Raw genomic sequence first — 17262 nt, 5'->3', positions numbered from 1 at the left:
GTAGTTGACGGTGCGCGTTGTGAGCCCTACGCTCACCGTGCAAGTTTTTGGAATTCTATTTGTGGGCGCATGAAACCCATTATCAGCTCCATCGAAATTGAGAACCGCGTCATTGTTGCCAAGTATCAGAGGCTGATGGTCGGCGCGAAGGTCGTGCTGGTCGAAAAGGCGAGCGGTCGGCAACTGTCTGAGACGGTCACCCGGGTTGCGTCGCCTGTTCCCGTCGGGGCCTTGCGGATCAGATTGCCTGACGCCATCGAGCCGGGAACATACTTCCTGAGGGCCTTCAACGGGCACGGCGAGGACGCGGCTCAGAGCACCGACTTCGAGATCGGCTAAGCCGTTGGATTTTCACCAGTTCGGGACGGTGTGCGCTCGCGCTGAATTGACAATTGTCAATTGCCGCATCGTCCGGCCGTGGTGTAAAGCCACGTACAGGCGCGGTTCGCGCGCTGCCGGAAGCTTGCCTGATGACGCTATGGTTCGTGTTCGCGCTGATGACGGTCGCGGCGATGTTCGCCGTGCTCTGGCCGCTCGGCCGTGGCGGGCGTCCCGACAATCAGGGCAGCGAGGTCGCGGTCTACAAGGACCAGCTGGCAGAGATCGAGCGTGACCTTGCCGCGGGACTGATCGCCGCGCCGGAAGCCGAGGCCGCGCGAATCGAGATCAGCCGCAGGCTGCTTGCCGCTGACAGCAGCGAGACCTCGCTCGCGCCGAATTCGAGCCTGAAATGGCGCCGTGCGGCATCCGTTCTCGCGCTCGTCGGCCTGCCTTTGGTGGCGGTCGCGATCTACGTCCCGCTTGGCTCGCCCGCGCTTCGTGATTTCCCGCTGGCGCAACGACAGCGCGGCACGGGGCCCGGCATGGCGCAGTCGCTCGAGAATCTCGTCGTGCAGGTTCAGCAGCATCTGGAGAAGAATCCGACCGACGGCCGCGGCTGGAACGTGCTTGCACCTGTGCTGGAGCGGCTCGGCCGCTTCGACGAGGCGGTGCGCGCCTATCGCAATTCGATCACCTACAATGGCGAGAGCCCGGAGCGCCGCTCCGATCTCGGTGAGGCGATCACGGCCGCTGCCAACGGCGTGGTGACGGCGGAAGCCAAGGCCGAGTTCGAGCGCGCGCATGCGCTGAGCGCTGATGATCCCAAGGCGAACTATTTCCTCGGCCTCGCTGCCGAGCAGGACGGCCGTAAGGATGACGCAGCCAATATCTGGCGCGTGTTGCTGGCGAAAGCGCCTGCGGATGCGCCGTGGCGGCCGCTGGTGCAGGCCTCGCTGGCGCGGGTTGGCGGTGGCGGCGTGACGATGCCGGCACTATCCGACGAGACCGTCGCGGCATCAAAGGAGATGAACGACGGCGATCGCAACGCGATGATCCGCGGCATGGTCGAACGTCTTGCCACGCGTCTCAAGCAGAACGGCGACGACGTCGAGGGTTGGCTGCGCCTTGTGCGCGCTTATCTTGTAATGGGCGATCGCGACAAGGCGCTTGGTGCCACCACCGACGCCCGCCAGGCGGTCGCCAAGGATGCCGAGCGGCTGCGCCAGCTCAACGAAGGCCTCAAGAATCTCGGGCTCGACGGATGATTGTCGCAGCGCGAGCCGAGCGGAGAACGGATACGCCATGACGCGCAAGCAGCGACGTATGACCATCATCGGCGGCTCGCTCACCGTGCTCGCGCTCGCCGCCGCGCTGGTGCTCAATGCCTTGCGCGACTCCATCGTGTTCTTCTCGACCCCGACCATGGTGGCCGAAAAGCATGTCGCTCCCGGCAAGCGCTTTCGCCTTGGCGGCCTGGTGCAGCCGGGTTCGCTCCAGCGCGGCGACAATCTCGCGGTGACGTTCGAGGTTGCCGATGGCGGCGCCAAGCTGCCCGTCGCCTACAAGGGCATCCTGCCTGATCTGTTCCGCGAAGGGCAGGGCGTCGTCGCCGAGGGCGCGCTCGATGCCCACGGCGTGTTCAAGGCCGACACCGTTCTGGCCAAGCACGACGAGACCTACATGCCCAAGGATGTCGCGGATGCCCTGAAGAAGCAGGGGCATTGGAAAGACGATTACGCTGGAAAGCCTGCGGCGACGACGGCGCAGGGCAATTCGCAAGGAGCAGTGCGGTGATCGCGGAAGCCGGACATTACGCGCTGGTGCTGGCGCTCGCGCTGGCGCTGATCCAGTCATTCGTGCCTGTCATCGGCGCGCGCTTGCGCGATCCCGCGCTGATGAACGTGGCGCGGTCGACCGCTCTGGCGCAGCTGCTGTTCGTCGGCGCCTCGTTCATTGCGCTTGTGACGTTGCACGTGAACTCGGATTTCTCCGTCGCGAACGTCTACGAGAATTCGCACTCCATGAAGCCGCTGATCTACAAGATCACCGGCGTGTGGGGAAACCATGAAGGCTCGATGCTGCTCTGGGTGTCGATCCTCGCCCTGTTTGGCGGGCTGGTCGCGGCCTTCGGCAACAACCTGCCGCTGTCGCTGCGTGCACATGTGCTGGCCGTCCAGGCCTGGATCGCGAGCGCCTTCTATCTCTTCATCCTGATCACCTCGAATCCGTTTCTGCGCATCGCCAATCCGCCGATCGAGGGACGCGATCTCAATCCGGTGCTTCAGGACATCGGTCTCGCCGTGCATCCGCCGATGCTCTATCTGGGCTATGTCGGCTTCTCGATCTCGTTTTCCTTCGCGATCGCGGCGCTGCTCGAGGGGCGGATCGACGCGGCCTGGGCGCGTTGGGTGCGGCCGTGGACGCTGGTCGCCTGGATATTCCTGACGCTCGGCATCGCGATGGGCTCCTACTGGGCCTATTACGAGCTCGGCTGGGGCGGCTGGTGGTTCTGGGATCCGGTCGAGAATGCCTCGCTGATGCCATGGCTCGCCGGCACCGCGCTGCTTCATTCGGCGCTGGTGATGGAGAAGCGCAACGCGCTGAAGGTCTGGACCATCCTTCTGTCGATCCTGACCTTCTCGCTCTCGCTGCTCGGCACCTTCCTGGTGCGGTCGGGCGTCATCACCTCCGTGCACGCCTTCGCCAACGATCCGACCCGCGGAGTCTTCATTCTGCTGATCCTCTGCCTGTTCATCGGCGGCAGCCTGTCGCTGTTCGCCGGACGCGCGACCTCGTTGAAGCAGGGCGGCCTGTTCGCGCCGATCTCGCGCGAGGGTGCGCTGGTGCTGAACAATCTGCTGCTGACGGTGGCCTGCGCCGTCGTGCTGTTCGGCACGCTCTATCCGCTGGCGATGGAAGTGCTCGCCGACTTCAAGATGTCCGTCGGTGCGCCCTTCTACAATCTCAGCTTCGCGCCGTTGTTCGTCCTGCTGCTGCTCGCGGTGCCGTTCGGGCCGATGCTGGCGTGGAAGCGCGGCGATCTGCTCGGCGTCACCCAGCGGCTGCTGGCGGCCGGCGTCGCCGGCCTTGTCGTGATCGCCATCGTCTGGGCCTGGACGCGCGGCGGCAGCGCGCTGGCGCCGCTCGCGATCGGGCTTGGGGTCTTCGTCATCGCCGGCGCCGTGACCGATATGGCTGAGCGAACCGGCCTGTTTCGCCTGCCGTTTGCCACGACGCTGCACCGTACGCGCGGCCTGCCGCGCTCGGCCTGGGGCACCGCCTTTGCGCATGCCGGTCTCGGCGTCGCGCTGATCGGGATCGTCTGCGAGACCACCTGGAACAGCGAATATATCGCGACGATGAAACCGAACGACGTGGCGCAGGTCGCTGGCTATGATCTGAAGCTCGACGGCCTGCTCGAGCGTCAGGGGCCGAACTACCGCGAGATGGTCGCGCAGTTCAACGTCAGCCGCGGTGGCGAAGCGCTCAGCGTCATGACGCCGTCGAAGCGTAGTTTTACCACGCGCGGTTCCTCGACCACTGAGGCTGCGCTTTTGACTCGTGGCGCGAGCCAGCTCTACATCTCGCTCGGTGACGTCACCGCTGACGGCGCGATCGCGGTCCGCATCTATCACAAGCCGTTCGTGCTCCTGATCTGGTGGGGGCCGGTGCTGATGGCGTTCGGCGGCATGCTGTCGCTGTCCGATCGGCGCTTGCGTGTCGGCGCGCCGAAGCCGGCGCGGGCCAAGCAGCGCCTGCAACCGGCGGAGTGATCGATGCGCCGGATGGTGGCCGCAATTGTCGCACTGATGCTGCTGGCAGTTCCTGCGGTGCATGCCGTGCAGCCCGACGAGATCATGTCGGATCCCGTCAAGGAAGCCCGCGCGCGAGAATTGTCGCGCGAGCTGCGCTGCATGGTCTGTCAGAACCAGTCGATCGACGATTCCGATGCGCCGCTCGCGCGCGACCTGCGGCTGCTTGTACGGGAGCGGATCGCAGCCGGCGACAGCAATTCGCAGGTGCTCGATTTCCTGGTCGCGCGTTACGGCGAGTTCGTGCTGCTGAAGCCGCGTTTCGAACGGCAGACCATGCTGCTCTGGCTGCTTGCGCCGCTGCTGCTCGCCGGTGGTGGCTTTGCGCTGTGGCGGCAAAACCGCCGTCGCGCGCGGGACGGTGCGGATGTACCGACGCCGCCGTTGACACCGGACGAAGAGGCGAAGCTCGCCGCGTTGATGTCCGAAGACGCGAAGTCCTCTTGAGTCTACGTAGTGATACGTAGGGTCTCGGGCGGAGCGCGTTTCATGCTCTGTTGACCTTTGTCTGGAAGCTTGTCGCAAGATTCGATTCCAGATCTTGAGTCCTCAAGCCATGTTCACGAACAGCAATCTGACGATCCGCTTTCTGGTTGGCGCCGTCGTCGCTGCATTATTGTTCCTGCTGGGCATCGGCGGCGGCACCGGCTTCGTCGCCGTGCTCTATCTCAACAACGAGATCACCAGCCTGTCATCTGACTTTGCCGCGCTGAGCGGCCCTGTGCGCGACCACGCGATGCAGATCTACCAGCAGGCGCAGACCGCGTTCTCCTGGTTCCTGGTTGCCTGCGGCATGATCGCAATTATCGCCGTCGCGATCTGCTTCACCACATGGTTCGCCGTGCGAAACGGTATCCTCAATCCGCTGGCGGCGATCGTGCATGCCATGCGCGAGGTCGCCGACCAGAAGTTTGAGACACCGGTTCCGGGCCTCGGCGGCACCAACGAGATCGGGTTGCTCGCCGGAGCGCTCGAGGTGTTCAAGACCAACGGGCTCGAGCGGCGGCGTCTGACCGAGCAGCAATTGCACGAAGCGCAGCACCAGGCCGAACGGTCGAAATTCCTGGACGCGCGGATCAAGCGCTTCAACGAACTCGTCGCCAGCGTGGTCGACAGCGTGGCATCGTCGGCTGTGCACCTGAAGCGCAATGCCGAGACGCTGTCGCAGACTGTCAACGACACCAGCACAAAGGCCAATGCGGTCGCGAGCGGTGCGAGCCAGGCCAGCGCCAGCGTGCAGACGGTCGCGGGCTCGGCCGAGGAGATGACGACCTCGATCGGCACGATCAGCCGGCGCGTCACGGATGCGACCCAGCGCGCCGAGGGCGCCGCAACCCAGGCCGGAAAGAGCCGCGATACCATCCACGCGCTCTCGGATGCCGCCGACAAGATCGGCGAGGTCGTTCAGCTCGTGCAGGCGATCGCATCGCAGACCAATCTGCTCGCGCTCAACGCCACGATCGAGGCGGCGCGTGCAGGCGAGGCCGGCAAGGGCTTTGCCGTGGTGGCTTCCGAAGTGAAGAGCCTCGCGGACCAAACCAGCAAGGCGACCGAGGAGATCACCTCGCACGTCGCCAGCATCCAGGGCATCACCGCGGAGACGCGCGGCGCGATCGACGCCATCTCGAAGACGCTGTCGGAGATCTCGTCGATCATGTCCGGGATCGAGGTCGACACAGCCCAGCAGCGCAACGCCACGCAGGACATCAGCCGCAGCGTCCAGGACGCCGCGCGCGGCACGCTCGACGTCTCCAACCACATCGTCCAGATCACCTCGACGTCGGCGGAGACCGGCCGCATGGCTGCCGAGGCCCGGGATTCCGCCGTCGATCTGTCGCAGCAGGCCGAAACCCTGAAGCGTGAAGTTGATGAATTCATCGCCAGCGTTCGGGCGAGCTGAGAGCGCTTCGGCGCCGATCTCCGGAACCGTGTTAAGTTCCTGTCAGATCACGATTTTCGGTCTGCGCTAAACTGCCGCATGCCGGCACGGTGTTTATTACAAAAGTTTAACCCGCCCGTCAGCGCGCGGTAAGGCGCAAGTCCCCATGTTCAGGTCCGTAAAGGTGCCGCCATCAGGCACCACATGGATTTCTAGGCCCTGGAGACCTGCATGACCGACCGTTCCGACCTCACGAACCTTCCGTCCTACCGGCAGCCCCGCCGCTCGGTGTTGTCAGCCCGCAGGATCGCGCTGATGGCCTCGGTCGTCGCCGGTCTCGGCATCGCCGTCCACGGCTTCAGCCCGTCGACGTCGCCTGCGGACCTGTTCTCGAGCCCGGCGCACGCGCAGGTCAACAACGAGGTCAAGAAGGTCGAGCGTCCGATCGGTTTCGCCGACATCGTCGAGCGCGTGAAGCCCTCGGTGATCTCGGTCAAGGTCAACATCAAGGAGAAGGCCGCGAGCAACGATGACGGCGACGACGCGCAGTCGCCGTTCCAGCCGGGCTCGCCGATGGAGCGCTTCTTCCGCCGCTTCGGCGGTCCGGATGGCATTCCCGGCCTGAAGGGCGGTGGTCGTGGCCGCGTTGTGCAAGGCCAGGGCTCAGGCTTCTTCATCTCGGCTGACGGCTTTGCGGTGACCAACAACCACGTGGTCGACGGCGCCGACAAGGTCGAGGTCACCACCGATGACGGCAAGACCTACAGCGCCAAGGTGATCGGCACCGACCAGCGGACCGATCTCGCGCTGATCAAGGTCGAGGGCGGCTCGAACTTCCCGTTCGCCAAGCTCGCGGACAGCAAGCCGCGGATCGGCGACTGGGTGCTCGCGGTCGGCAATCCCTTCGGTCTCGGCGGCACCGTTACCGCGGGTATCGTCTCGGCCAGCGGTCGCGACATCGGCAACGGCCCCTATGACGATTTCATCCAGATCGACGCTCCCGTGAACAAGGGCAATTCCGGTGGTCCGGCGTTCGACACCAACGGCGAGGTGATGGGCGTCAACACCGCGATCTACTCGCCCTCCGGCGGCAGCGTCGGCATCGCCTTCTCGATCCCCGCCGCCACGGTGAAGAGCGTCGTCGCTCAGCTCAAGGACAAGGGCTCGGTCAGCCGCGGCTGGATCGGCGTGCAGATCCAGCCCGTCACCTCTGATATCGCGGACAGCCTCGGCATGAAGAAGGCCGAAGGCGCGCTGGTTGCGGAGCCTCAGAAGGATGGTCCGGCCGCGAAGGCGGGCATCGAATCCGGCGACGTGATCACGTCGGTCAACGGCGACTCCGTCAAGGATGCGCGCGAGCTCGCCCGCACCATCGGCGGCATGGCGCCCGGCGCGTCCGTGAAGCTCAACGTGCTGCACAAGGGCCAGGACAAGGTCGTGAACCTCACCCTGGGCCAGCTGCCGAACACGGTCGAGGCCAAGGCCGACACCGATAACGATAACGGCAAGGGCGCCAGCAAGGGCACCGACGTGCCGAAGCTCGGCATGACCGTTGCGCCCGCCAACTCCGTGGCCGGCGCCGGCAAGGACGGCGTCGTGGTCACCGAAGTCGATCCGAAGAGCGCCGCGGCCGAACGCGGCTTCAAGGAAGGCGACGTGATTCTCGAAGTCGGCGGCAAGAGCGTGAGCACCGCCGGCGACGTCCGCGACGCCATCAACACGGCGCGGACCGACAACAAGAACAGCGTCCTCATGCGCGTGAAGAGTGGCGGCCAGTCGCGCTTCGTCGCGGTGCCCATCGCCAAGGGGTAACAAGGGTTAACAAGGGCTGAGCCTCAGGAGGCTTACGACGTGAAGGGTGTCGCCGGCATCAGTCGCCCCCGCCGCCGGCACTCTTCCGGGGAGCAGCGCAACGCTTGCTCCCCCTACCTACCTTCCGGTGGAAATACGCCCCCCTCCGTCGGAAGGCCTAGGGCGGTGAGGTCCCCCCAGCTTCACCGCCCGCCTTTTTGACTACCCGGGTCTCGTTCACTCGGCTTGCATGCGATTGCCGCTCGCGCCATGTTTAGAGAAGGTTGACCTCCTTGACCGCCGCCGAACGCACGATGCGCCTCCTCATCATCGAAGACGACCGCGAATCCGCCGACTATCTCGTGAAGGCGTTTCGCGAGGTCGGGCACATTGCCGACCACGCCGCTGACGGCGAGGAAGGCCTCGCCATGGCCGAGAGCGGCGATTACGACGTGCTGGTGGTCGATCGCATGCTGCCCAAGCGCGACGGGCTGTCGCTGATCGGCGCGCTGCGCGACAAGGGCGACACGACGCCGGTTTTGATTCTCTCCGCGCTCGGTCAGGTCGACGACCGCATCAAGGGTCTGCGCGCCGGCGGCGACGACTATCTGCCAAAGCCCTATTCCTTCGCCGAGCTGCTCGCCCGCGTCGAGGTGCTGTCGCGCCGTCGCGGCGGACCCGCCGAGGACACGCTCTATCGCGTCGGCGACCTCGAGCTGGACCGGCTCTCCCACCGCGTCGCCCGCGGCAAGGACGAGCTGACGCTGCAGCCGCGCGAATTCCGCCTGCTCGAATATCTGATGAAGCATGCCGGCCAGGTGGTGACGCGCACCATGCTGCTGGAGAACGTCTGGGACTATCATTTCGATCCGCAGACCAACGTGATCGACGTGCACATTTCGCGGCTGCGCTCCAAGATCGACAAGGGCTTCGAGCGGCCGCTGCTGCACACGATCCGCGGCGCCGGGTACATGATAAGAGATGGCATTCGATAGAAGCCTTGAGCGCCGCTGCGGCGCACTGCATTCCTGCGCCCATGTGCTCGTCGGTGGGCTGCTGCGTCTCGGTGGTTGAGCATGGTCTGAAACCGCAATTGCCATTGCGGTCAGGGGCGGTCTACTTGAGAAAAGTAAAACATACCCCTTGAAGTTGTATGACGCTCGCTGCTATTGTTGGGCGATTTTAGATTTGATCTACGTCCCCGTTTTGTTTGAAGGGCAGCTCCCGTTAGATCAGTTCACCGGCTGATTTTGCAGCCGATGTAACCCGAAGAACAATTGTGGGCGCGGCTCGAAATAGCCAGTCGTTTATTTGCTTCTCCGATCAGGAGTATGCGCATGTTGGATTCAATAACTGTTGAGGAAAAGAATTCGCTCCAGCGAGCTTGGTCTGGCGCTGCAATCACCGAAAGTACGCCAGCCGGTCCAGAGAAGGCGGCATTTCGCGGGGTCAACTTACGGCTTGACCTTTTGAAAGCTCTCCAAGCCACGTGGGAGACGATAAAGATCGCTGCCAAAGTCAAACTTGCCCTCTATACGGCGCCCGATTTGGCGACAATGCTAGAGATTGGAGTGGAATCGATCAGCGCGGCGCACACGATTCTTGAGTCGCTTGTTCAGACGATGCGTCCAATCGACTACGTCACCTACATAGTTCTCTCGCAAAAACCTGCTGGCATGACCCAAGCCGAGCTAGAGTCGGCTGTGAACGATTTGCTGGATCATGGAGAAAATCGCGATGAACTCTCCTGGTATCTCCGCATATCCGCTGATCGCTTCGCTCGAGCTAGCCAAGCCAGGCAAGGAAAATGGATGGACAAGGTCCTGGAAAAATTGTCCGACGTCGATATGATTGAGCGAGAGGGAGATCTCATAAGATTTAAATCGCGAAATTTCAAATTTGGTTGGCAGCCAGACTGAGGGACGGAACGGCGATGTTCAGTCCCAGTCTCATCTCTATGATGATTCACAGTCTTGGGCCGGGATCAAGCGAGCAATCTCTGTTCCCTCTGCCATTTCCAATTTCTCCAAAGCCGAAGTGTTTGGTTCGGTGTTCGTTGGAAGAAATAGCTAAAGAGCTGCTGTCCGTTATTCGCCACAGACCGGGTCCATGGCCCGCGCTTCCGGTCAATGGTCGTACGACTCGCTCCGTGGAAGAGTTGCTTGGAAGCGCTACAAAAGGTGCTATCGAGTATCGGAGATTTGAGACAGGACAGTTCTTTTGGGGACGGGTGCCGCTCGATCGGCTCAGCGATCTTTTTGCATCGTCGTACGCGGTTCCTTCTGATACCGAATATCTCGACCTGGGCACGCCGGTTCGTGCGTTAGGTAGCGGCTCAACATATGATCAGCGCTGTCGCGCCTTACTGGGAAAAGCTGCTGATTCGCCAAGCAATCTTGGCGGACGTCCTGCGAAAGTTGGCGCTGCCATAGTTGATATGGGGGTTACGTCGCTCGTCGCGCCCGATGACTATGGCGGAAAACTGCGGCATGCGGTGACTTCAGGAGTTGAGCTCTCGGACCACGCGGAAAAAGTGCTTTCCGTCCTGCTGGATCGCCTGGATCACAAAGGAGATTTGAAGGATACAACGATAAGCTGCGCCCTGGTCAAACCTCCTTCGCATCAGATCGGACTTGGGCGTCCATGCTTCGATCAAGCCTGCACGCCAGAAGTACTTAGCGCCTTGCAGGCTCTCGAGCCTCAACTGACCGCGGACGGGATTCCCGTTGCCGTCAATATGTCGCTAGGCACTCACGTAGGGCCGCACAATGGCTCTTCACCGCTTGAAGATTACATAGCCACGACATTCGTCACATCCGATCGTTACGTTGTCGCTGCTGCCGGTAATGAGGGGGGCAAGGGATGCTCCGGCAAGCGGACAATATTAGCAAATGAGCCTGAGTATCTCCCGCTACGCATCGCAGCGAATTGCAAGGAAGTCCTTGTCGAATTTTGGTGGGATGAATCTTCGGCCAAGGGGGTTTCGATCGACGCCGATATCTATGAAATCGTCGGAGGTGGTTCGCCCATCAACCATGGCACGCTGACGATCGATGGGTCGATCGCAGGCTCGCTTCTCACCACTGCTTCGATTGGCCTTCCAGGAACGCTCGCGACGCACTCCCTCTTCACGGCGAAATGCCAAAACAATTTCAGTTGCATTGCTTTCGCCCTGAGCGCGATAGGACTAGCGTCAGCATTGCCCCAGATGTTGGTGCGCTTCAAGTTGGAAGCGACACAGGATGTTGCGGTCAATAGCTGGATCGTGATTGCGGAGGATGCTTCTGGCGTTACAGCATTTGTGGAGGGGGGACCGGAGGGAAGCATCTCGGTGCCTGCTACAGAGGAAAAGGTTCTTAGCGTTGCTGGCCTGCGGGCTTCCGGTCAAATGTGGGAAGGTTCATCCCGAGGGCCGTCGGCCGAGTATGATAGAACGCGAAATCCTACCGGGTCTCCTTACATGGCGCACCTGGCCGATCTTGCCGGAGGAGAATATGGAACCAGCTTTGCGAGTCCTCGTGCATGCGCTGATGCTGTCGTGACGCTTAATTCGGCCAAGCGTTCAAAGTGCACGGATGTTGCTACGTTACTGGTCGAGACCTACGGACTTAAGGCATTGCCGAATTGGAATCCTCGGTTTGGATACCATAAGCAGAAGAGCTAAATTGCGGTACTCCGTAACCCGCACCGTTGCGTTCCTTCAATTCCGATCAGCTTTGCCGATTTTGGCTTACGAACGCCAGAGCCGCGGCCGAGGACAAGGCGGCATCTGCGGTAAGCATTCTTCAAGTGTGGCGGTCCCCCGCACCCGCCACTTTTCCGGACTGCTGGTTAGAAGGGCGGCGCGACCAGAGTAGGGCGCCAGCTTTCTTCGATTTAATTTGGTTAGAGCCCAGCAACACTGTATGGCATAATTAGCGAGACTAAATCATTGAAACAAAGTCGGAAATTGGGGCGCCGGCTTTCCTGTCGTCGCATCGGGTTCTGGACGGATGTATAATCGTGACGGCATTCGGTAAACTCGTCCGCACCACGGCATTCCGGCTGACGCTGGTCTACCTGTTCCTGTTCGCGATTTTCGCGGCCTCGCTGCTCGGCTATTTCGCCTGGAATACGCGGCGGCTGATTACCGAAGAGATCACGCAGACGGTGAATGCCGAGACCTCGGAGATCAACGAGATCTACGGCCGTCGCGGCCTGTTCTTCGTCGCGCGTGCAATCGAGTACCGGTCGTTGCGGCCGGGCGCCAATCTCTACCTCCTGACCTCGCCCACCGGCCAGGCGATCGCCGGCAATGTCGGCTCGCTGGCACCGGGCGTGATGGCGACCATTGGCTGGTCCGAGACCGCCTATCGGCGGATCGAGGATACGGATGACCGCGACCATCGCGCGCTCGTTCGGGTCACCGAATTGGAAAATGGCTTTCGCCTTTTGATCGGCCGCGACCTCGCCGAGCGGCGGCGGCTGTTCGGCATCGTCGCCAAGGCCGCGCAATGGTCGATCTTGATCGTCGTCGTGCTCGGCCTCGGCGGCGGCGTCTTCGTCGCGCGCAGGGTGTTGACGCGCATCGACGCGATGTCCGGCACGGCGCACCGCATCATGATCGGCGATCTCAGCGAGCGCCTGCCGGTCGGGCGCAGCGGCGACGAGCTCGACCGCCTCGCCGAGAACCTCAACGCCATGCTCGAGCGGATCGAGGCGCTGATGTCGGGGCTCAAGGAGGTCTCCGACAACATCGCCCATGACCTCAAGACGCCGCTGACACGGTTGCGCAACCGCGCCGAGGAGGCGCTGGCGAAATCCGGTTGCGAGGCCGACTATCGCGCCGCGCTGGAGCGGACCATCGAGGAGTCCGACGGGCTGATCCGCACCTTCAACGCGCTTCTGATGATCGCACGCGCGGAGTCCGGTCAGGCGCGCGGCAACATGGACGATTTCGATGCCGCCGACGTCGCAGGCGGCATTCACGAGCTCTACGAGCCGCTCGCCGAGGACGACGGCATGACCTTGAAGGTCAAGACGGAAGCAGCGCCCATCCACGGCAATCGCGAATTGATCAGCCAGGCGCTCGCCAATCTGGTCGAGAATGCGATCAAGTACGGCAAGCCGGCCGCGCAGCCGGCGGGGTCAGTGGTTAGCATGGACTCGAGGCAGATCACGATCGAGGCGAGGCGCGAAGGCGATCAGGTGCTACTCAGCGTCACCGATCGGGGCCCCGGAATTCCGGAAGGCGATCGCAAGCACGTCGTCGAGCGCTTCGTGCGGCTGGAAGCGAGCCGCACCATGCCCGGCTCCGGCCTCGGCCTCAGCCTCGCGTCTGCCGTGGCCACATTGCACGGTGGCGAATTGCGGCTGAGCGATGCCCAGCCCGGTCTTGTCGCCACGCTGGTGCTGCCGGCACGCGCGGGGGCCGGCGACAGGGTTGCTCCTCCAGTAGCGGATGTGCCACAGAAGGTGGCATGAACCACTCCGCGCCGGGAAACGCGGACAAGCATGGTGAGAGCCTGGCCGCGCGCTTCGCGGAGGCTCCCCATATTGCCGCTTCCGCATCAGACGAACGACGCTTTGAAGGCTGGCTGGCCGGGCTCGAGCCGGCACCATCAGCCCGTCTGGACGCGCTGCTGGTCCATCCGCTTGTCCGGACTATTCTCGCCGCCATCGCGGAATTCTCGCCTTATTTGTTCGATCTGGTGCGCGCCGATCCGATCCGCCTGATCCGATTGCTCGAATGCGATCCGGATGCGCATCTCGCCGCGCTGATCGCGGAGGCGAGGGGTGCCGTGATTGCCGCACCTGACGAGGCCGAGGTGATGCGGCTGCTTCGCCGCATGAAGGCGGAGGCCGCGCTGCTGATCGCGCTGTGCGATATCGGCGGGGTCTGGCCGGTGATGCGGGTGACGGCGGCATTGACCGATCTCGCGGTTTCCTCGGTGCAGGCGGCGCTCCAGTACCTGCTGCGTCAGGAAGCCGCACGCGGGAAAATTCTGCCGCCCGATCTGGAAGCGCCGGAGGTCGGCTGCGGCCTGATCGTTCTCGCCATGGGCAAGATGGGCGCCGGCGAGCTGAACTATTCCAGCGACATCGATCTTATTGTGTTCTTCGACCCCGATGCCACGACGCTTGTGCCCGATATCGAGCCGCAGCCGTTCTTCGTCCGGGTGACGCAAGGCATGGCGCGCATCCTCCAGCAGCGCACCTATGACGGTTACGTGTTCCGCGTCGATCTGCGGCTGCGGCCCGATCCATCCTCGACGCAAGTCGCGATCTCGCGCGACGCCGCGCTGAACTATTACGAGCGGGAAGGGCGCACCTGGGAGCGCGCCGCGATGATCAAGGCGCGGGCGTGTGCCGGCGACCCCAGAGCGGGCGAGGCGCTGCTCGCCGAAATCGCACCCTTCGTCTGGCGCAAGCATCTCGACTTCGCTGCGCTTGCCGACGTGCACGACATGAAGCGCCAGATGCAGACCTATCGCGGCCAGAGCGAGATCGCGGTCGAGGGTCACAACGTCAAGGTCGGCCGCGGGGGCATCCGCGAGATCGAGTTCTTCGCCCAGACCCAGCAGCTGATCGCGGGCGGCCGCCATCCGGAGCTGCGGGTACGGCCGACGCTGGCCGCGCTCAATATCCTCGCCGCTCGCAACTGGATCACCTCTGCGGCCCGCGACGAGCTGACCACGGCCTATGAATTCCTGCGCCGGGTCGAACATCGTCTCCAGATGATCGCCGACGAGCAGACCCATGCGCTGCCGGAGGACAAGGAGGCGGTCGAGCGCTTCGCCTGGTTCTTCGGTTATGCCAGCCGCGAGGCCTTCGCGCGCGACCTGTTGCGCCAGCTCGAGATCGTCCAGGGGCATTACGAAAAGCTGTTCGAGGGCGATGATCCCACCGGCACGGCAAGCCTGCCGGCGATCGACTATCGCGCCGGTCCCGATGATCCGCGCCTGCTTCAGCACTTGACGACGCTCGGCTTCAAGAAGCCCGCTGCCGTGGCCCAGACCGTCTGCGACTGGCTCACCGGCGACTATCGCGTATTCCGCAACAAGCAGACGCGCAGCGCTTTCGTCGAGTTCGTGCCGGCTTTGATAGAGGGCCTGGCGCATGCGGAGGAGCCGGACCGCGCGGTGACGGCATTCGATCACTTCCTGAGGGCGCTCCAGCGCGGCGGCAGGCTGATCACGCTGCTGAGCCAGAACCGCGATCTCGTCGCGCTGGTGGCGCTGGTGCTTGGCGCGGCGCCCCGGCTTGGCGAGATGCTGGCGCGGCAACCGCAGTTGATGGACGGTCTGATCGATCCGCGCTTCTTCGGCGCTATGCCGGATCGTCAGGAATTGTCGGCACGGCTTGCGACCACGGTGCAGGACGCGGGCTCCTATGAGGAGTTTCTGGATCGGCTGCGCCTGTTCGGACAAGAGAGCCTGTTCCTGATCGGCACGCGCATCTTGTCCGGCACCGTCTCGGCGCAGCAGGCGAGCACGGCTTTTGCCGACGTCGCCGAGGGCATCGTTCACACCGTGCACGGTCTCGTCGCCGATCGCTTTGCTGCCCAGCACGGCCGGATCAAGGGGCAGGAGACGGCGATCATCGCCATGGGCCGGCTCGGCAGCCGCGAGATGACCGCGTCATCGGATCTCGATCTGATCCTGCTGTACGATTTCGACAGCGATAATCCGGACTCGGACGGCGAGAGGTCACTGCAGGGCGCGCACTATTTCGCTCGCCTCACCCAGCGCCTGATCAGCGCCTTCACGACCCGCACCAATTACGGCGTGCTCTACGAGATCGACATGCGGCTGCGGCCCTCGGGGCGCGCAGGTCCCGTGGCATCGAGCCTTGTCTCCTTCGCGGACTACCAGGCCAATGAGGCCTGGACCTGGGAGCACATGGCATTGACGCGCGCGCGCGTGGTGTCGGCGTCGGGAGAATTCACGGCGCGCATCGAGAGCATCATCCGCGACGTCCTGACCCGCCGTCGCGATCCGGTCACCACCGCCAACGACGTCGCCGACATGCGCCGCGCGATCGCGCAGGAGAAGGGCGAGACCGATTATTGGGACTTGAAGTACGCGTCGGGCGGCATGGTCGATATCGATTTCATCGCCCAATATCTCCAGCTCGTCCATGCCCACGACAAGCCTGACATTCTCGATGTCTCGACGGTGCAGGTGCTGGAGAATGCAGCCAGACTCGGCGTTCTGCCGCAGTCGGAAGCGGAGATCCTGCGGGCGGCCGCGCGGCTCTACCACGATTTGACGCAGATCCTGCGGCTCTGCGTCAGCGACCGCTTCAAGCCGGAAACGGCGGGCACCGATCTTCAGCGCGTGATGGCGCGCGCCGGCGATGCGCCGGATTTTTCCTCGCTGGAGGCGCGCGTGAAGGAGACGCAAAGCGAGGTGCGGAGCGTGTTCAGTGCGCTTCTGGAAGGGAAGCCGTCTGCTTGAGCGAGGTGAGGGCTTCGAGCACGTTCGGCTCCAGGCCCGCGCCGCCGGCATCGAGATGTGCGAAGATCGCGCGCTTCATCCGGGGATCCCAGAATTTCTTGATGTGGTCGGCGATGCCTGGCACGGCCTTGTCGTGGCCCTGGCTGCGGAAGAAGGTGCCGATCTGGTTGGCCATGTAGACGAGGCGGTCAGGCGACGACATCGATGATCTCCTGAGCACAATGAGCCGCGACGCGGCCCTGGTGCGTGAACACTTCAAACCCGTCGCTGCGGGCAATTGCAATCAGCGTGATGCCGGCAGCCTCCGCGGTGCGGACCGCAAGCGCGGTCGGTGCGGAGACCGCGACCATCACAGGCGCACCGATCGCAGCCGTCTTCTGCACCATCTCGACCGAGACGCGGCTCGTCAGCAACACCATGCCGGCGCTTGCATCCGTGCGGCTGCGGGCCAGCGAGCCCGCGAGTTTGTCGAGTGCGTTGTGGCGGCCGACATCTTCGCGCAGCGCCACGATGCCGTTCGGCGGCGACCAGAACGCGGCGGCGTGAACCGCGCGGGTCTGCATGTTGATCGATTGAAGGGGAGCGATCGCCTGCATCGCAATCATGATCTGTTGCGGCGTGAATATCTGACCCTCTCGCACGATCGCCGCGGGCCGTATGGCCTCGGCGATGGACTCGACGCCGCAGATGCCGCAGCCGGTGGGACCTGCGATGTGGCGGCGGCGCTCGCTGATGCGCGCGGCGTTCTCTGACTCCAACCACATGCGCAGCTCGATGCCGTCATCGAGACGGACTACATCGAGCGACTTGATGTCGTCGACCGATTTGATGATGCCTTCGTCCAGGCTGAAGCCGACGGCGAAATCTTCGAGGTTCTGCGGCGTCCCCATCATGACGGCATAGGTGCCGCCATTATAGGTCAGCGCCAGCGGCGTCTCCTCCGGGACCAGCCGTGTCCCTTCCGACGTGACACCGTCGCGCCAGTTTTCGCGGTCGATAGCCTGGACCGGCACGTGCATGC

The 17262-nt window shown here is 63.5% G+C and carries 14 protein-coding genes; 12 read left to right on the top strand and 2 right to left on the bottom strand.

Going from position 1 to position 17262, the window contains the following annotated elements; translation table 11 throughout:
• Positions 1-69: 69 nt before the first annotated feature.
• The 12 genes from L6639_RS04995 (at position 70) to L6639_RS04940 (ending at position 16241) form a co-directional block, all read left to right on the top strand.
• Positions 70-339 (top strand): hypothetical protein, encoded by a 270-nt coding sequence (locus tag L6639_RS04995; RefSeq protein ID WP_237859298.1) that lies wholly within the window; start codon positions 70-72, stop codon positions 337-339.
• A gap of 131 nt (positions 340-470) precedes the next feature.
• Positions 471-1586, top strand: coding sequence for a c-type cytochrome biogenesis protein CcmI (gene ccmI / locus L6639_RS04990; protein ID WP_237859295.1), 1116 nt, complete (start codon positions 471-473; stop codon positions 1584-1586).
• 37 nt (positions 1587-1623) lie between these two features.
• Positions 1624-2115: a cytochrome c maturation protein CcmE gene (gene ccmE / locus L6639_RS04985; protein WP_237859293.1), complete on the top strand. Its 492-nt coding sequence runs from the start codon at positions 1624-1626 to the stop codon at positions 2113-2115.
• Positions 2112-4094: a heme lyase CcmF/NrfE family subunit gene (locus L6639_RS04980; protein ID WP_237859292.1), complete on the top strand. Its 1983-nt coding sequence runs from the start codon at positions 2112-2114 to the stop codon at positions 4092-4094. The genes ccmE and L6639_RS04980 overlap by 4 nt, the downstream gene beginning before the upstream one ends.
• A gap of 3 nt (positions 4095-4097) precedes the next feature.
• The gene (locus tag L6639_RS04975; protein WP_237859290.1) at positions 4098-4580 is read left to right on the top strand and encodes a cytochrome c-type biogenesis protein; all 483 of its coding nucleotides are present in this window, start codon (positions 4098-4100) and stop codon (positions 4578-4580) included.
• A 109-nt stretch (positions 4581-4689) separates the two neighbouring features.
• Positions 4690-6033: a methyl-accepting chemotaxis protein gene (locus tag L6639_RS04970; protein ID WP_237859289.1), complete on the top strand. Its 1344-nt coding sequence runs from the start codon at positions 4690-4692 to the stop codon at positions 6031-6033.
• 210 nt (positions 6034-6243) lie between these two features.
• Positions 6244-7824 (top strand): Do family serine endopeptidase, encoded by a 1581-nt coding sequence (locus tag L6639_RS04965; protein ID WP_237859288.1) that lies wholly within the window; start codon positions 6244-6246, stop codon positions 7822-7824.
• A gap of 293 nt (positions 7825-8117) precedes the next feature.
• Complete coding sequence (locus tag L6639_RS04960) at positions 8118-8798, top strand: response regulator transcription factor (protein WP_188099318.1); 681 nt, start codon at positions 8118-8120, stop codon at positions 8796-8798.
• A gap of 342 nt (positions 8799-9140) precedes the next feature.
• Positions 9141-9722: a hypothetical protein gene (locus L6639_RS04955; protein ID WP_237859287.1), complete on the top strand. Its 582-nt coding sequence runs from the start codon at positions 9141-9143 to the stop codon at positions 9720-9722.
• A 230-nt stretch (positions 9723-9952) separates the two neighbouring features.
• Positions 9953-11467, top strand: a complete 1515-nt coding sequence (locus L6639_RS04950; RefSeq protein ID WP_237859286.1) for a S8 family serine peptidase — start codon at positions 9953-9955, stop codon at positions 11465-11467.
• Between the two features lie 338 nt (positions 11468-11805).
• Positions 11806-13266, top strand: coding sequence for a sensor histidine kinase (locus L6639_RS04945; RefSeq protein ID WP_237859285.1), 1461 nt, complete (start codon positions 11806-11808; stop codon positions 13264-13266).
• Entirely contained in the window at positions 13263-16241 is a 2979-nt protein-coding gene (locus tag L6639_RS04940; RefSeq protein WP_237859284.1) for a bifunctional [glutamine synthetase] adenylyltransferase/[glutamine synthetase]-adenylyl-L-tyrosine phosphorylase, read from the top strand. The genes L6639_RS04945 and L6639_RS04940 overlap by 4 nt, the downstream gene beginning before the upstream one ends.
• Here L6639_RS04940 and L6639_RS04935 read toward each other — a convergent pair.
• Positions 16207-16443, bottom strand: a complete 237-nt coding sequence (locus L6639_RS04935; protein WP_237859283.1) for a formate dehydrogenase subunit delta — start codon at positions 16441-16443, stop codon at positions 16207-16209. The genes L6639_RS04940 and L6639_RS04935 overlap by 35 nt on opposite strands.
• Positions 16430-17260, bottom strand: a complete 831-nt coding sequence (gene fdhD / locus L6639_RS04930) for a formate dehydrogenase accessory sulfurtransferase FdhD (RefSeq protein WP_237859282.1) — start codon at positions 17258-17260, stop codon at positions 16430-16432. Before fdhD ends, L6639_RS04935 begins: the two co-directional genes overlap by 14 nt.
• Between the last annotated feature and the right edge of the window lie 2 nt (positions 17261-17262).

The sequence above is a fragment of the Bradyrhizobium zhengyangense genome (genome assembly GCF_022012555.1).
GTDB lineage: Bacteria > Pseudomonadota > Alphaproteobacteria > Rhizobiales > Xanthobacteraceae > Bradyrhizobium > Bradyrhizobium zhengyangense.
Note: the sequence above shows the minus strand (reverse complement) of the source record. Positions and strands in the feature narration are given on the sequence as shown.

Coding starts and splice junctions, on each gene's coding strand:
- L6639_RS04940 (WP_237859284.1), top strand. CDS start 13,263: ATGAACCACTCCGCGCCGGGAAACGCGGACAAGCATGGTGAGAGCCTG.
- L6639_RS04995 (WP_237859298.1), top strand. CDS start 70: ATGAAACCCATTATCAGCTCCATCGAAATTGAGAACCGCGTCATTGTT.
- L6639_RS04970 (WP_237859289.1), top strand. CDS start 4,690: ATGTTCACGAACAGCAATCTGACGATCCGCTTTCTGGTTGGCGCCGTC.
- ccmI (WP_237859295.1), top strand. CDS start 471: ATGACGCTATGGTTCGTGTTCGCGCTGATGACGGTCGCGGCGATGTTC.
- ccmE (WP_237859293.1), top strand. CDS start 1,624: ATGACGCGCAAGCAGCGACGTATGACCATCATCGGCGGCTCGCTCACC.
- fdhD (WP_237859282.1), bottom strand. CDS start 17,260: ATGCACGTGCCGGTCCAGGCTATCGACCGCGAAAACTGGCGCGACGGT.
- L6639_RS04960 (WP_188099318.1), top strand. CDS start 8,118: ATGCGCCTCCTCATCATCGAAGACGACCGCGAATCCGCCGACTATCTC.
- L6639_RS04965 (WP_237859288.1), top strand. CDS start 6,244: ATGACCGACCGTTCCGACCTCACGAACCTTCCGTCCTACCGGCAGCCC.
- L6639_RS04935 (WP_237859283.1), bottom strand. CDS start 16,443: ATGTCGTCGCCTGACCGCCTCGTCTACATGGCCAACCAGATCGGCACC.
- L6639_RS04975 (WP_237859290.1), top strand. CDS start 4,098: ATGCGCCGGATGGTGGCCGCAATTGTCGCACTGATGCTGCTGGCAGTT.
- L6639_RS04955 (WP_237859287.1), top strand. CDS start 9,141: ATGTTGGATTCAATAACTGTTGAGGAAAAGAATTCGCTCCAGCGAGCT.